The sequence below is a fragment of the Knoellia terrae genome (genome assembly GCF_048606435.1).
Taxonomy (GTDB): domain Bacteria; phylum Actinomycetota; class Actinomycetes; order Actinomycetales; family Dermatophilaceae; genus Knoellia; species Knoellia terrae.
The window spans coordinates 1-15,625 of record NZ_JBMBWH010000014.1 but is presented as its reverse complement, the minus strand read 5'-3'; the positions used below and the strand labels follow the sequence as shown (position 1 = coordinate 15,625).

At 71.6% G+C, this 15,625-nt stretch carries 13 protein-coding genes; all 13 read left to right on the top strand.

Translation table 11 applies throughout. The features are described from left to right. Positions 1-30: 30 nt before the first annotated feature. Positions 31-402 carry a phosphoribosyl-AMP cyclohydrolase gene (gene hisI, locus ACOJV9_RS15830; RefSeq protein WP_420186195.1) on the top strand — a complete coding sequence of 124 codons (372 nt, stop codon included), beginning with the start codon at positions 31-33 and terminating at the stop codon, positions 400-402. After that, a complete protein-coding gene (locus ACOJV9_RS15825) occupies positions 399-1,964 on the top strand; it encodes an anthranilate synthase component I (RefSeq protein WP_420186194.1) in 1,566 nt (521 codons plus the stop codon). Before hisI ends, ACOJV9_RS15825 begins: the two co-directional genes overlap by 4 nt. Next, complete coding sequence (locus ACOJV9_RS15820; RefSeq protein ID WP_420186193.1) at positions 1,961-2,533, top strand: Trp biosynthesis-associated membrane protein; 573 nt, start codon at positions 1,961-1,963, stop codon at positions 2,531-2,533. The genes ACOJV9_RS15825 and ACOJV9_RS15820 overlap by 4 nt, the downstream gene beginning before the upstream one ends. A gap of 41 nt (positions 2,534-2,574) precedes the next feature. Then, a complete protein-coding gene (locus ACOJV9_RS15815) occupies positions 2,575-2,808 on the top strand; it encodes an HGxxPAAW family protein (RefSeq protein WP_420186192.1) in 234 nt (77 codons plus the stop codon). Positions 2,809-2,818: 10 nt separating this feature from the next. After that, on the top strand, positions 2,819-3,625 hold the full coding sequence (gene trpC / locus ACOJV9_RS15810; RefSeq protein WP_420186191.1) for an indole-3-glycerol phosphate synthase TrpC: 807 nt from the start codon (positions 2,819-2,821) through the stop codon (positions 3,623-3,625). Further along, entirely contained in the window at positions 3,622-4,875 is a 1,254-nt protein-coding gene (trpB, locus tag ACOJV9_RS15805; protein WP_420186190.1) for a tryptophan synthase subunit beta, read from the top strand. Before trpC ends, trpB begins: the two co-directional genes overlap by 4 nt. Then, entirely contained in the window at positions 4,872-5,684 is an 813-nt protein-coding gene (gene trpA / locus ACOJV9_RS15800; protein WP_420186189.1) for a tryptophan synthase subunit alpha, read from the top strand. The genes trpB and trpA overlap by 4 nt, the downstream gene beginning before the upstream one ends. After that, entirely contained in the window at positions 5,681-6,154 is a 474-nt protein-coding gene (locus ACOJV9_RS15795; protein ID WP_420186188.1) for a MauE/DoxX family redox-associated membrane protein, read from the top strand. The genes trpA and ACOJV9_RS15795 overlap by 4 nt, the downstream gene beginning before the upstream one ends. A 31-nt stretch (positions 6,155-6,185) precedes the next feature. Then, entirely contained in the window at positions 6,186-6,956 is a 771-nt protein-coding gene (locus ACOJV9_RS15790) for a DsbA family protein (RefSeq protein WP_420186187.1), read from the top strand. Continuing rightward, positions 6,953-7,804, top strand: coding sequence for a prolipoprotein diacylglyceryl transferase (lgt, locus tag ACOJV9_RS15785; RefSeq protein WP_420186186.1), 852 nt, complete (start codon positions 6,953-6,955; stop codon positions 7,802-7,804). Before ACOJV9_RS15790 ends, lgt begins: the two co-directional genes overlap by 4 nt. A 136-nt stretch (positions 7,805-7,940) precedes the next feature. After that, a complete protein-coding gene (gltB, locus tag ACOJV9_RS15780; protein ID WP_420186185.1) occupies positions 7,941-12,485 on the top strand; it encodes a glutamate synthase large subunit in 4,545 nt (1,514 codons plus the stop codon). After that, positions 12,478-13,938: a glutamate synthase subunit beta gene (locus ACOJV9_RS15775; protein WP_420186184.1), complete on the top strand. Its 1,461-nt coding sequence runs from the start codon at positions 12,478-12,480 to the stop codon at positions 13,936-13,938. The genes gltB and ACOJV9_RS15775 overlap by 8 nt, the downstream gene beginning before the upstream one ends. Positions 13,939-13,980: 42 nt before the next feature. After that, positions 13,981-15,438: a pyruvate kinase gene (gene pyk, locus ACOJV9_RS15770; RefSeq protein WP_420186183.1), complete on the top strand. Its 1,458-nt coding sequence runs from the start codon at positions 13,981-13,983 to the stop codon at positions 15,436-15,438. Positions 15,439-15,625: the final 187 nt, after the last annotated feature.

Here is a 15,625-nt window from a genome sequence, read left to right as displayed (position 1 = left end):
ATCCTCGCCCCTCGTGCTCCGGGCGGCACAATGGCGTCCGTGCCCGACCTCGACCCCACCCTCGCCCGCCGGCTCCGGTTCGACGACTCCGGCCTCGTGGCCGCGGTCGTGCAGCAGCACGACAGCCGCGAGGTCCTCATGCTCGGCTGGATGGACGTCGAGGCGGTGCGTCGCACCCTCACCGAGGGAAGGGTGACCTTCTGGTCCCGCAGCCGCCAGGAGTACTGGCGCAAGGGCGACACCTCCGGGCACGCCCAGTACGTGAAGTCGGTCGCCGTCGACTGCGACGGGGACGCCCTCCTCGTGCAGGTGCACCAGGTCGGCGCGGCCTGCCACACCGGCGACCGCACCTGCTTCGACGCGGGCACCCTCGACGTCGTCGTGGGCGAGGTGCCCGAGTGACCGGCTCCGGGCCGCAGCCGTCGCCCGACCTCGCCTTCGGTGCCACCTGGCCCTCGCTCGACGTCTTCTCGGTCCTGGCGGAGGAGCGCCGCGTCATCCCCGTCGTCCGGCGGCTCATGGCCGACGCCGAGACGCCGGTCGGCCTCTACCGCAAGCTCGCGGGCAACCGGCCCGGCACCTTCCTGCTCGAGTCCGCCGAGCACGGGGGCGTCTGGTCGCGCTACTCGATCATCGGTGCAGCGAGCCGGGCGACGCTCACCGAGAAGGACGGGGAGGTGCACTGGATCGGCGAGCCCCCGGCGGGCGCCCCCACGTCGGGGCTCGCGACCGAAGCCCTGCGCGAGACCGTCGCCGCACTCGCGACCGACCCGGTTCCCGGGCTGCCGCCGCTCACCGGGGGCATGGTCGGCATGATCGCCTACGACGCGGTGCGCCGCTGGGAGAAGGTCCCCTCGACCACGCCCGACGTGCTGCACCTGCCCGAGGTCGCGATGATGCTCGCGACCGACCTCGCCGTCCTCGACCACGCCGACGGCTCGGTCCTGCTCATCGCCAACGCGCTCAACTGGGACGCCACCGACGAGCGCGTCGAGGAGGCGTGGGCCGACGCCGTCGCCCGGCTCGACACGATGACCCGCGACCTCGCAGCCCCGGCCGAGAGCACCGTCTCCGTCGTGGACACCGACGTGGTGGACGAGGCGCTGCGCACGGTGTCCGGCAACCTGACCCGCGACGACTACGAGGCCATGGTCGAGAGCGCCAAGGAGGACATCCGGGCCGGCGAGGTGTTCCAGGTCGTCCTCTCCCAGCGCTTCTCGATGCCGTGCCCCGCCGACGCCCTCGACGTCTACCGGGCCCTGCGGGCGGGGAACCCCAGCCCCTACATGTACCTCTTCCGGTTCACGCGACCGGACGGGACGGCATACGACGTCGTGGGGAGCTCGCCCGAGGCGCTCGTCAAGGTGACCGGCCGTCGGGCGATCACCCACCCCATCGCGGGCTCGCGCCCGCGGGGGAAGTCGCCCGAGGACGACGTGCGGCTCGCCGAGGACCTCCTCGCCGACCCCAAGGAGCGCTCCGAGCACGTCATGCTCGTCGACCTGGGCCGCAACGACCTCGGACGGGTCTGCCGGCCCGGCACCGTCGACGTCGTCGAGTTCATGGACGTGCGCCGCTACAGCCACGTGATGCACCTCGAGTCCACCGTCGTCGGTGAGGTGCGCGAGGGGGTGCGCGCCTACGACGTCCTCGTCTCGACCTTCCCCGCGGGCACGCTCTCGGGGGCACCGAAGCCGCGCGCGCTGAGCCTCATCGAGGGCTACGAGCCGTCGCGGCGCGGCGTCTACGGCGGCGTCGTCGGCTACCTCGACTTCCACGGCGACCTCGACATGGCCATCGCCATCCGCACCGCGCTCCTCGACGGCGGCATGGCCCACGTCCAGGCGGGTGCCGGCATCGTCGCCGACTCCGTGCCCCGCAACGAGCACGACGAGTGCGTCGCCAAGGCCACGGCCGTGCTGCGCGCCGTCGCCACGGCCTCGGCACTGAGGACCGCGACGTGAGCCTGCTCCGCCGTCGCGGTGTCCTCATCCTCCTCGTCGTGCTCGGCGCCCTCGTCGTCGTCGTCACGGCGTCACGCACGTGGCTGACGGGGTCGGTCGACGACGTCGTCCTCGGCCGCTCGTCGGTCTCCGCCACGGGCGCCGAGGCTGCCGGGGGAGTCGTCGCCCTCGCCCTCGTCGTCGTCGCCGGAGCCGTCGCCTCGGCAGCCGCGGGTCCACGCCTGCGCGTCGTCGCGCTCGTCCTCACCGGCCTCGCGACCCTCGCGGGGATCGCCAGCGTCGCCCGGGTGCTGCTCGACCCCGAGTCCGTGCTCGGCCCGATCGCGGCCGCAGCCGCCGGCCGCACGGGGTCGATCGAGACGAGCTCCGTCGTCAGCGCGTGGCCGTGGGTCGCGGTCGCCGGGTTCGTCCTCGCCGCCGTCGCGCTCGCCGGTCTGGCCACCGTCCGACGGGCCGCCCGTGGACTGTCGTCGCGCTACGACGCGCCGGGTCGCCCGCCCCGCAGCGACTGGGACCAGCTGAGTGCGGGGGAGGACCCGACCGATGTGGGTCCGGCACCGCGGACCTGACACAATGTCGCCTGACAGCACACCGTTCCCGGGAGGACCCCATGGCTGAGCACCACGACGACGACCACGGCAACAGCGTTGCCGCCTGGGCGATGGTCGGGATCCTGCTCGTCGGCGCTGCCGTCATGTCCCTCGCCGTGGCCCTCGGGAGCATCCCGATGTTCGTCGTGGGCCTGGTCATCGCCATTCTCGGCCTCGTCGTCGGCAAGGTGCTGGCGCTCGCGGGCTACGGGGTCGACGGCGCCATCTCGCGTCGCGACACCAACGTCTCCTGAGCCGCCGCCGATGACCACGGTGCTCGACTCCATCGTCGCCGGGGTGCGTGAGGACCTCGCGGTCCGCATCGACCGGGTCAGCCTGTCCGAGCTCGAGCGCCGGGTCGACGACGCTCCGGCCCCCATCGACGCCGAGCAGCGGCTGCGCGCCGAGGGACTCTCGCTCATCGCCGAGGTCAAGCGGGCCAGCCCGAGCAAGGGCGACCTCGCGGCCATCGCCGACCCGGCCGGCCTGGCGCGCACCTACGCCGCCGCCGGCGCGACGGCGATCAGCGTGCTGACCGAGCAGCGACGCTTCCACGGGAGCCTCGACGACCTCGACGCGGTCCGGGCGGCGGTCACGGTCCCCGTCCTGCGCAAGGACTTCATGGTGACCGACTACCAGCTCTGGGAGGCCCGCGCCCATGGCGCCGACATCATCCTCCTCATCGTCGCCGCCCTCGACGACACCGAGCTGGCCCACCTGCACGCGCTGGCCCGTGAGCTGGGCATGACCGCCCTCGTCGAGGTGCACGACGAGGGCGAGACCCAGCGGGCGGTCGACGCCGGCGCCTCGGTCATCGGCATCAACGCCCGCAACCTCAAGACCCTCGAGGTCCACCCCGAGACGTTCTCGCGCCTCGTCCCCCTCATCCCCTCCGGTGTCGTGACGATCGCCGAGTCCGGAGTCTCCGGGCCCGAGGATGCCGCCGCCTACGCCGCGCAGGGCGCCGACGCCGTCCTCGTCGGGGAGGCTCTCGTCCGGGGCGCCGACCCGGCCGCCGCCGTGCGCGACATCGTCGCCGCCGGCTCCGTCCCGAGCGTCGGTCGACCGTGAGCGGCGGCCGGTTCGGCCAGTTCGGTGGACGCTACGTCCCCGAGGCGCTCATCCCCGCCCTCGAGCAGCTCGACGAGGCGCGGCTCTCGGCGATGCAGGACCCGGCCTTCCTCGAGGAGCTCGAGCACCTGCACCGCACCTACACCGGGCGCCCCAGCATCATCACCGAGGTGCCCCGGTTCGCCGCCCATGCCGGCAACGCCCGGGTGATCCTCAAGCGCGAGGACCTCAACCACACCGGCTCGCACAAGATCAACAACGTCATCGCCCAGGCCCTGCTCACCAAGCGCATGGGCAAGACGCGGGTCATCGCCGAGACCGGTGCCGGGCAGCACGGGGTCGCCACCGCGACCGCCGCGGCCCTGATGGGTCTGGAGTGCCGCGTTTACATGGGCAAGGTCGACACCGAGCGCCAGGCGCTCAACGTCGCCCGCATGCGCATGCTCGGCGCCGAGGTCGTGGCGGTCGAGCACGGCAGCGCCACCCTCAAGGACGCGATCAACGAGGCGCTGCGCGACTGGGTCACCAACGTCGAGCAGACCCACTACCTCATCGGCACCGTCACCGGACCGCACCCGTTCCCCGAGATGGTGCGGGACTTCCACCGCATCATCGGGGTCGAGGCGCGTGAGCAGGTGCTCGAGCTCACCGGCCGGCTGCCCGACGCGGTCGTGGCCTGTGTCGGCGGCGGCTCCAACGCGATGGGCATCTTCCACCGTTTTCTCGAGGACGAGGGCGTGCGCCTCGTCGGTGTCGAGGCCGGCGGCGAGGGCCTCGACGGCCGGCACGCGGCACGCTTCGCCACGGCCGTGCCCGGCGTCCTCCACGGCGCGATGAGCTACCTCATGCAGGACGAGGACGGCCAGACGGTCGAGTCGCACTCGGTCTCCGCTGGCCTGGACTACCCGAGCGTCGGTCCCGAGCACTCGCACCTGCGCGACAGCGGCCGCGCCGAGTACGTCTACGCCACCGACACCGAGGCCATGGAGGCCTTCGCCCTCCTGTGCCGCACCGAGGGCATCATCCCGGCGATCGAGTCCGCCCACGCCCTCGCCGGTGCCATGGTGCTCGGGCGCGAGCTCGGCCCCGAGGGGACGATCCTCGTCAACCTGTCCGGGCGCGGGGACAAGGACATGCACACGGCGGCGGAGTGGTTCGGGCTCGTCGACGACGTGGTCGAGGACGAGATGGTGCCTCCCGGGACGTCCGAGGAGCCGGCCGCGACCGGTGACGGACGGACCCAGCTGTGAGCGCGGAGCGGGGGGTCTCCGACGTCCTCGCGCGCTGCCGCGCCGAGGGGCGCGCCGCCCTCATCGGCTACCTGCCGGTCGGCTTCCCCGACGTCGAGGGCTCGGTCCGCGCCATGGTCGCCATGGTCGAGTCCGGGGTCGACATCGTCGAGGTGGGCCTGCCCTACTCGGACCCGCTCATGGACGGCCCCGTGATCCAGCACGCCGTCGAGACCGCCCTGGCCGGCGGGGCTCACGTCGTCGACGGCTTCCGGGCCACTCGCGCGGTGCGCGACGCCGGTGCTCCCGCGCTGGTCATGAGCTACTGGAACCTCATCCTGCGTCGCGGTGTCGACCGGTATGCCGCGGAGCTGGCCGCCGCGGGCGGCGCCGGTCTCATCACCCCCGACCTCGTCCCCGACGAGGCGGACGAGTGGGTCGCCGCGAGCGAGCGCGAGGGCCTGGACCGGGTGTTCCTCGTTGCCCCCAGCTCCACGCCCGAGCGACTGGCCCGCGTGACCGAGGCCACCCGTGGCTTCGTCTACGCCGCCTCCACGATGGGCGTGACCGGGGAGCGGACCACCGTCGGCTCCGCGGCCCGGGACCTCGTCGAGCGCACCCGCGCCGTGACCGACCTGCCCGTGTGCGTCGGCCTCGGCGTCTCCAACGGCGACCAGGCCGCCGAGCTGGCGGAGTACGCCGACGGGGTCATCGTCGGCACGGCCTTCGTCCGTGTCCTCGGCGGCGCCGGGGAACTCGGGACCCGCCTCGACGCGTTGCGTGAGCTGAGCAGCGACCTGGCCAGGGGAGTGCGGGAAGGAGCACGGTGAACACGAGGGTCGCGGACGCCGTCGGGCTGGTCGCCCGGCTGGTCCTCGGCGGAGTGTTCCTCGTGGCCGGTGCCCTCAAGGTTCCCACTCCCGAGGCGATGGCGAAGGCCACGCAGGCCTACCAGGTGCTGCCGCACGACGTCGCCGCCTACGTCGGCTACGCCCTGCCCACCGTGGAGATCGTCCTCGGGCTGCTCCTCGTCCTCGGGCTCTTCACCCGGGTGGCCGCCGTCCTCACCTCACTCCTGCTCGTCGCCTTCCTCGTCGGCATCGCCCAGGCCTGGGCGCGCGGACTGAGCATCGACTGCGGCTGCTTCGGTGGCGGCGGCACGGTGAGCGCCGAGGAGACGAACTACCTCCAGCGGTTGCTCGAGGACGTCGGCCTGCTCGCCTGCGGACTGTGGCTGTCCTGGCGCCCCGACGCCCAGCTCTCGCTCGACCGGGCGATGTTCCGCCCGGCCACCACCTGACCGACCGCCCACACCAAGGAGCACCACCAGCATGGGGAAGCAGCCCACAGCCGGCGCGAGCGCGCGACAGGCCAAGATCGACGCGGCCCGCAAGAACACCGGCGGAGGGGCCAACAAGATCGTCGTGGGCGCCGTCGTCGCGGTGCTCGCGATCGTCGCGGTCGTGGCGAGCGTCGTCATCACCGAGTCCAACAAGCAGAAGCGGGTGGGGACCAGCACGGCGGTGCCCGCGGGGGCCGGCGCGATGGGGGAGGGCTTCGTCGCGAACGCCGACGTCACGCTCGTCGCCGGTGCACCGACCCTCGAGGTCTACGAGGACTTCCAGTGCCCTGCCTGCGCGGAGTTCGAGCGGGCCATGGGCCCGACCATCAAGGGACTCGCCGACGACGGGAAGGTCAAGCTGGTCTACCACCTCAAGACCTTCCTCGACGCCAACCTCCGGACGACCCACTCCCTCGCCATGGGCAACGCGGCGATGTGCGCCGCCGACGCGGGGAAGTTCCAGGCCTTCCACGACGCCGTCTACGCCAACATGCCGGCGCAGGAGGGGCAGGGCTGGTCGACCGCGCAGACCGAGGGCTTCGCCGAGGAGGCGGGCATCACGGGCGCGGCGAAGGACTCGTGGACCACCTGCGTGGACGAGCGGACGTACGCGAAGTACGTCGAGTCGACGGAGGAGTCCTCCAGCAAGGCCGGGGTCAACGCCACCCCGACGATCAGGCTCGCCGGCAGCACGCTGGACCTCAACACGGTCCGTGACTCCGCCGGCCTCGTCGCCGCCGTCGAAGCCGCCACGACGTGATCCCCACCGACATCCCGAGCCCCACCGCGGGCGTCCTCCACCTCGGCCCGCTGCCGATCCGCGGCTACGCCCTGTGCATCCTGCTCGGCATCGTCGTCGCGATCTGGCTCACCGACCGGCGGCTCCGCACCCGCGGAGGTGAGCCGGGGCAGGTGCTCGACGTCGCGGCATACGCCGTCGTCGCCGGGATCATCGGCGGCCGGCTCTACCACGTCATCACCACCCCGGACCCGTACTGGGGCGAGGGCGGCAACCCGGTCGACGCGCTCAAGGTCTGGGAGGGCGGTCTCGGCATCTGGGGCGCCATCGCCCTGGGTGCGCTCGGCGCGTGGTACGGCTGCCGGAAGGCCGGCGTCGGCTTCCTCGACTTCGCCGACGCGGCCGCTCCCGGCGTCGCCATCGCCCAGGGGATCGGCCGCTGGGGCAACTGGTTCAACAACGAGCTCTTCGGGGAGCGCACCGACCTGCCCTGGGGCCTCGTGATCCACCAGTGGGACAACGGCGCCGGCCGGGCGGTCAGGGACGCGAGCGGCGATCCCGTCGTCCTCGGCACCTTCCACCCGACGTTCCTCTACGAGTTCGTCTGGGTGTTCCTGCTCGCCGGCGCGTTGCTCCTCATCGACCGACGCCGTGACCTGGCCCGCGGGCAGCTCTTCGGTCTCTACGTCGCGGGGTACCCGATCGGGCGCATCATCATCGAGAGGATGCGCACCGACGAGGCCGAGCTCGTCCTCGGCCAGCGGCTCAACGTGTGGACGAGCATCGTCGTCTTCCTCATCGGTGTGGCGATCGTCGTCCACACCGGGCGGAGGGCCAGGAGGAAGGCCCTCGAATCGTCCACGATGTGAGATTGAGGCGCTCGCATTGCAAGACGCTGTGGGCTAGCATCCTCCTCACGTGGCCATCGACGTCCGCGACCGATGACCCTCCTGTGCCCGGTTCCCCGCGTTCCCGGCCCTGACCTCCCGAGGACGGTGACCAGACGTGTCCCCGACGCGATTCTCCGCCCACCCGGCCGACACCGGCCTCTACCGCCGCGACCACGAGCACGACGCCTGCGGCGTCGCCATGGTCGCGACCATGCGGGGGACCGCGGGCCACGACATCGTCGAGCACGCCCTCACGGCGCTGCGGAACCTCGACCACCGTGGAGCCACTGGCGCCGACCCGCTCGTCGGCGACGGAGCGGGCATCCTCACCCAGGTCCCCGACGCGTTCTTCCGCGCGGTGCTCGACGTCGAGCTGCCGCCCGCCGGTGCGTATGCCGCCGGCATGGCCTACCTGCCGCAGGACGAGTCCGAGCGCGCGGAGGTCGAGGCCGCCATCAAACAGATCGCCGTGGAGGAGGGCCTCGAGGTCCTCGCGTGGCGTGACGTCCCGGTGACTCCTGAGCTCGTCGGTGCCATGGCACGGGCCTGTATGCCGTTCTTCCGCCAGGTCTTCGTGGCCGCACCCGGGCGCGACGTGCGCGACATCGACCTCGACCGCCTCGCGTTCTGCCTCCGCAAGCGCGCGGAGCGGCAGGTCGAGGTCTACTTCCCGTCGCTGTCGGCCCGCACGATCGTCTACAAGGGCATGCTCACGACCGGGCAGCTCGAGCCGTTCTTCCCCGACCTGTCCGACGAGCGGTTCGCCACCGAGCTCGCGCTCGTGCACTCTCGCTTCTCGACCAACACCTTCCCGAGCTGGCCGCTGGCCCACCCCTACCGGCTGATGGCCCACAACGGGGAGATCAACACCGTCAAGGGCAACCGCAACTGGATGCGGGCGCGCGAGAGCCAGCTCGTCTCCGACGTCATCGGCGGCGACCTCGAGCGGCTCTTCCCGACCTGCACGCCGGACGCCTCCGACTCGGCGAGCTTCGACGAGGTGCTCGAGCTGATCCACCTCGGTGGTCGCTCGCTCCCGCACGCCGTGCTCATGATGATCCCCGAGGCGTGGGAGAACCACGCCGAGATGGACCCCGCCCGACGTGCCTTCTACGAGTTCCACTCGACCTTCATGGAGCCGTGGGACGGCCCCGCCTGCGTCGCCTTCACCGACGGCGCGCTCATCGGCGCCGTGCTCGACCGCAACGGCCTGCGCCCGGGCCGCTACTGGGTCACCGAGGACGGCCTCGTCGTCCTCGCCTCCGAGGCCGGGGTGCTCGACCTCCCGGCCGAGACGGTCGTCAAGCGCGGCCGGCTCCAGCCGGGCCGGATGTTCCTCATCGACACCGCCGCCGGTCGGATCGTCAGCGACGACGAGGTGAAGTCGGAGCTCGCCGCCGAGCACCCGTACGCCGAGTGGCTGCACGCCGGCATGCTCAGCCTCGGGGACCTGCCCGAGCGCGAGCACATCGTCCACACGGCCGCCTCCGTGGCGCGGCGCCAGCGCACGTTCGGCTACACCGAGGAGGAGCTGAAGATCCTGCTCGCGCCGATGGCGCGCACCGGTGGCGAGGCGCTCGGCTCGATGGGCACCGACTCGCCCGTGGCCGTGCTCTCCGACAAGCCGCGGCTGCTCTTCGACTACTTCACCCAGCTGTTCGCGCAGGTGACCAACCCCCCGCTCGACGCCATCCGCGAGGAGCTCGTCACCTCTCTCGGCACGGTCATCGGTCCCGAGGGCAACATGCTCGAGGCGACCCCGGCCCACGCCCGGCAGGTCATCCTGCCGTTCCCGGTCATCGACAACGACGCGCTGGCCAAGATCGTCCACATCAACGCCGACGGCGACCTGCCCGGCTACGCCACCCACGTCGTCCGCGGCACCTACCTCGTCGGCGACGGTGAGAGCGCGCTGCGCTCCCGGCTCGCCGAGATCTGCACCGAGGTCAGCGAGGCCATCGCGCGCGGGGCCCGGTTCGTCGTGCTGTCCGACCGCGACTCCGACCGCGACTTCGCCCCCATCCCGTCGCTGCTGCTCACCTCGGCCGTCCACCACCACCTCATCCGCGAGAAGACCCGCAACATGGTCGGGCTGCTCGTCGAGGCCGGGGACGTGCGGGAGGTCCACCACGTCGCGCTCCTCGTCGGCTACGGCGCCGCCGCCATCAACCCCTACCTCGCCATGGAGACCGTCGAGGACATGGTGCGCACCGGCGCCATCACCGGCGTCACCGCCGAGCAGGCTGTCAAGAACCTCATCAAGGCGCTCGGCAAGGGCATCCTCAAGGTCATGTCCAAGATGGGCATCTCCACGGTGGCCTCCTACCGCGGCGCCCAGGTCTTCGAGGCCCTCGGACTGTCGCAGGAGCTCGTCGACGAGTACTTCACCGGCACGGTGAGCCAGCTGGGTGGGATCGGGCTCGACGTCGTCGCCGCGGAGACCGCGGCACGGCACGACTCGGCATACCCCCGTGACGGCGTGATCCTCTCGCACCGCAAGCTGCGCGTGGGAGGCGAGTACCAGTGGCGCCGCGAGGGCGAGCCGCACCTCTTCGACCCCGACACCGTCTTCCGGCTCCAGCACGCGACGCGGCAGCGGCGCTACGACATCTTCAAGCAGTACACCGCCCGCATCGACGACCAGTCCGAGCGGCTCATGACGCTGCGCGGGCTCTTCGAGCTCGGTGGCTCCGCGGGTCGCGAGCCGATCTCGATCGACGAGGTCGAGCCGGTGAGCGAGATCGTCAAGCGCTTCAACACCGGGGCGATGAGCTACGGCTCGATCAGCCAGGAGGCGCACGAGACCCTTGCGGTCGCGATGAACCGCCTCGGCGGTCGCTCCAACACCGGGGAGGGCGGCGAGGACCTCGAGCGGCTGCTCGACCCCGAGCGCCGGTCGGCGATCAAGCAGGTCGCGTCGGGCCGCTTCGGTGTCACGTCGGTCTACCTCACCAACTCCGACGACATCCAGATCAAGATGGCGCAGGGTGCCAAGCCCGGTGAGGGCGGGCAGCTGCCCGGCCCCAAGGTGTACCCGTGGGTGGCCCGGACCCGTCACAGCACCCCCGGCGTCGGCCTCATCAGCCCGCCGCCGCACCACGACATCTACTCGATCGAGGACCTCGCCCAGCTCATCCACGACCTCAAGAACGCCAATCCGCAGGCGCGCATCCACGTCAAGCTGGTGTCCGAGATCGGGGTGGGCACGGTCGCTGCAGGCGTCTCCAAGGCGCACGCGGACGTCGTCCTCATCTCCGGCCACGACGGCGGCACCGGAGCGTCGCCGCTGACCTCGCTCAAGCACGCGGGTGGCCCGTGGGAGCTCGGCCTCGCCGAGACCCAGCAGACGCTGGTCCTCAACGGCCTGCGCGACCGGATCGTCGTCCAGGTCGACGGTCAGATCAAGACCGGCCGCGACGTCGTCATCGCGGCGCTGCTCGGCGCCGAGGAGTTCGGCTTCGCCACCGCCCCGCTCGTCGTCAGCGGCTGCATCCTCATGCGCGTCTGCCACCTCGACACCTGCCCGGTCGGCATCGCCACCCAGAACCCGGAGCTGCGGGCCCGCTACTCGGGTCAGCCCGAGTTCGTCGAGACCTTCTTCGAGTACATCGCCGAGGAGGTGCGCGAGCTCCTCGCCTCGCTCGGGTTCCGGACCGTCGAGGAGGCCATCGGCCAGATCGGTGCCCTCGACGTCGGCAAGGCCGTGGCGCATTGGAAGGCCTCGGGTCTCGACCTCGCGCCGATCCTCACCGAGGTCGACAGCCCCGACGGCTCGGGCAAGCGGCACACGATCAGCCAGGATCACGGCCTCGAGAAGGCCCTGGACCACCAGCTCATCGCCCTCGCCCGCGAGGCGATCGACGACGGCACCCGGGTCACCGGCGAGTTCGCCGTCCGCAACGTCAACCGGACCGTCGGCACCATGCTCGGGCACGAGGTCACTCGCCTCCACGCCAACGGCCTGCCCGACGGCACCATCGACCTCACCCTGCGAGGGTCGGCGGGCCAGAGCTTCGGCGCCTTCGTGCCCCGGGGCGTGACCCTGCGGCTCGTCGGCGACGCAAACGACTACGTCGGCAAGGGCCTGTCCGGTGGGCGCATCATCGTCGCGCCCGACCCGGCCGCCCCCCTCGCCCCGGAGGACAACGTCATCGCCGGCAACGTCATCGGCTACGGCGCGACGTCGGGTGAGATCTACCTGCGTGGCCGGGTCGGCGAGCGCTTCTGCGTGCGCAACTCCGGCATCACCGCGGTCGTCGAGGGCGTGGGCGACCACGGCCTCGAGTACATGACCGGCGGCGCCGTCGTCATCCTCGGGCCGACCGGACGCAACGTCGCGGCCGGCATGTCCGGGGGAGTGGGCTACGTCCTCGACCTCGACGAGTCGCGCGTCAACCGCGAGCTCGTCGACGTCTCACCCCTGCGCGCGGGCGACGTCGACGTCGTCCGCGACCTGCTCGAGCGCCACCGCGAGCACACGGGATCCACCGTGGCGGCACGCCTGCTCGACGACTGGGAGTCGGCCCGTGGTCGCTTCTCGCTCATCCTTCCCCGCGACTACCAGCGTGTCCTCGACGTGCGTGCCGCTGCCGAGGCCGAGGGCCTCGACCTCGACGGCACCGAGGTCTGGGACCGAATCATGGAGGCTTCCCGTGGCTGACCCCCAGGGCTTTCTCAAGACCCGTGAGCGCGAGCTCCCGGCCCGCCGGCCCGTGCCCGTCCGCATCAGGGACTGGCGCGAGGTCTACGAGGAGCAGGAGCTCGGCCAGCTGCAGCGCCAGGCCGGACGCTGCATGGACTGCGGCATCCCGTTCTGCCACAGCGGCTGCCCGCTCGGCAACCTCATCCCCGAGTGGAACGACCTGGCCTGGCGCGGTGACTGGCGGCTCGCGATCGAGCGGCTGCACGCGACCAACAACTTCCCGGAGTTCACCGGGCGGCTCTGCCCGGCGCCGTGCGAGACCGCCTGCGTGCTGGGGATCAACCAGCCCGCGGTGACGATCAAGCAGGTCGAGGTCACGACGATCGAGAAGGCCTTCGCCGACGGCGGGGTCGCGCCCCGTCCGCCGGAGCGACTCTCGGGCAAGACGGTCGCCGTCGTCGGGTCCGGCCCGGCCGGGCTCGCCGCGGCCCAGCAGCTGACCCGCGCCGGGCACACCGTCGCCGTCTACGAGCGGGCCGACCGTCCCGGGGGCCTGCTCCGCTACGGCATCCCCGAGTTCAAGATGGAGAAGTCGGTCCTCGACCGCCGGCTCCAGCAGATGCAGGCCGAGGGCACCCGCTTCCGCAGCTCGGTCGACGTCGGCAACGACGTCACGTGGGAGCAGCTGAGAGCTCGCTACGACGCGGTCGTCATCGCCATGGGGGCGACCGTCCCACGTGACCTCGACGTCCCGGGCCGCCAGGTCGCCGGCGTCATGCAGGCCATGGACTTCCTGCCGCCGGCGAACCGCGTCGCACTCGGCGAGAGCGTCGAGGGCCAGGTCACTGCCGAGGGCAAGGACGTCGTCGTCGTCGGCGGCGGGGACACCGGAGCCGACTGCATCGGCACCTCCCACCGCCAGGGTGCGAAGTCGGTCACGAGCCTCGAGATCATGCCGCAGCCGACGGAGGAGCGGGTGCCTGGCCAGCCGTGGCCGACCTACCCCATGCTCTTCCGGGTCGCCTCCGCGCACGAGGAGGGTGGCGAGCGGCTGTATGCCGTGAGCACCCAGGAGATCCTGTCCGACGAGGACGGCAACGTCACCGGCCTGCGCCTGCACGAGGTGCAGCGAGGGGAGAACGGCTTCGAGCCGGTCGCGGGCACCGAACGGGTCCTCCCGACCCAGCTGGTGCTGCTCGCCATGGGCTTCCTCGGTCCGCAGACCGAGGCCCTCGTCTCCCAGCTCGGGATCGAGCTCGACGAGCGGTCCAACGTCCAGCGTGGGTCCGACTACATGTCGTCGGTGCCCGGCGTCTTCGTCGCCGGCGATGCCGGACGCGGCCAGTCGCTCATCGTCTGGGCCATCGCCGAGGGCCGAGCGGCCGCGCACCACGTCGACGCGTGGCTTTCCGGCAAGCCCTCGCGGCTCCCGCGTCCGGTCAACCCGACCGACCGTCCGCTCATGGTGTGACCCGCGTCACCGCGTAACCGTTTCCATCGTTAGGCTTTCCGCATGCGCCGCGCCAAGATCGTCTGCACCCTCGGCCCCGCCACCTCCAGCCCCGACCAGCTCCGTGAGCTGGTCGCTGCCGGGATGGACGTGGCTCGCTTCAACCTGTCCCACGGTGACCTCGCCGACCACGAGCGCGTCTACCTCGACGTGCGCAAGGCCAGCGACGAGGCCGGGCACGCCGTGGGCATCCTCGCCGACCTCCAGGGGCCGAAGATCCGCACCGGACGCTTCCGCGACGGCTCGGTCATGCTCACGAAGGGTGCTCGCTTCACGATCACCAACCGCGACATCGAGGGCACCGTCGAGACCGTCGGCACGACGTATGCCGGCCTGCCCGCGGACGTCTCCGCCGGCGACACGATCCTCATCGACGACGGCAAGCTCAACCTGCGGGTTCTCGAGTCCGACGACACCGACATCCTGTGCGAGGTCGTCGAGGGCGGCGTGCTCAGCAACAACAAGGGCATCAACGTCCCCGGGGCCGCGATGAGCGTCCCCGCCCTCTCCGAGAAGGACGAGGACGACCTCCGCTGGGCCCTCGACATGCGGGTGGACCTGATCGCGCTGTCCTTCGTGCGCAGCGCCGCCGACATCGAGCCGGTCCACCGCATCATGGACGAGAAGGGCGTCCGCCTGCCGGTCATCGCCAAGATCGAGAAGCCCCAGGCCGTCGACAACCTCGACGAGATCGTGCGGGCCTTCGACGGGCTGATGGTGGCCCGTGGTGACCTCGGCGTGGAGATGCCGCTCGAGACGGTTCCCCTGGTGCAGAAGCGGGCCTGCGAGCTGGCCCGCCGCCAGGCCAAGCCGGTCATCGTCGCGACCCAGGTGCTCGAGTCGATGATCACCAACAGCCGCCCGACGCGCGCCGAGGCCTCTGATGCTGCCAACGCCGTCCTCGACGGCGCCGACGCCCTCATGCTGTCGGGGGAGACGAGTGTCGGTGCGCACCCCATGGAGGCCGTGCGCACCATGTCGCGGATCATCGAGAACACCGAGGAGCACGGACTGGGGCGGATCCTGCCTCTCGGCAGCAAGCCGCGCACCAAGGGAGGTGCCGTGACGGCGGCGGCCGCCGAGATCGGCGAGCTCCTCGGCTGCACGTTCCTCATCACCTTCACGGTCAGTGGCGACTCGTCCCGCCGGCTCGCCCGGGTCCGTCCGCGAATCCCCATGCTGGCGTTCACGCCCCACCAGTGGACCCGCTCGCAGCTCGCCCTCACGTGGGGCGTCGAGACGTTCCTCACGGCGCCGGCCCGGCACACCGACCAGTTCGCCATGCAGGTCGACGAGGAGCTGCTCGCGTGCGGCAAGGCGGAGGAGGGGGACCTGGTCGTCATCGTCGCCGGCTCGCCCCCCGGCATCCCCGGCTCGACCAACGCGCTGCGCGTGCACCGCATCGGTGACGCCAAGAACAAGGTCGCACCGGCATACGCCGAGGTCGAGCAGGGCGTCTGACCGATTGGAGTTCCACGCGGGTGACGTGACCCACCGCAACGGTGCAGCTGTCGCTGAGGATCGTGCCCGGGCCGCGTCTTTCGCTCACGTCGGTCAACCCCTGTCCAGTGCCTTCGTACTCAAGTGCTTGATATGTGGGTGATCCTCGTGATCGCCGGCGCTTCTACGTTGGGGTGTCCGTTCCCTT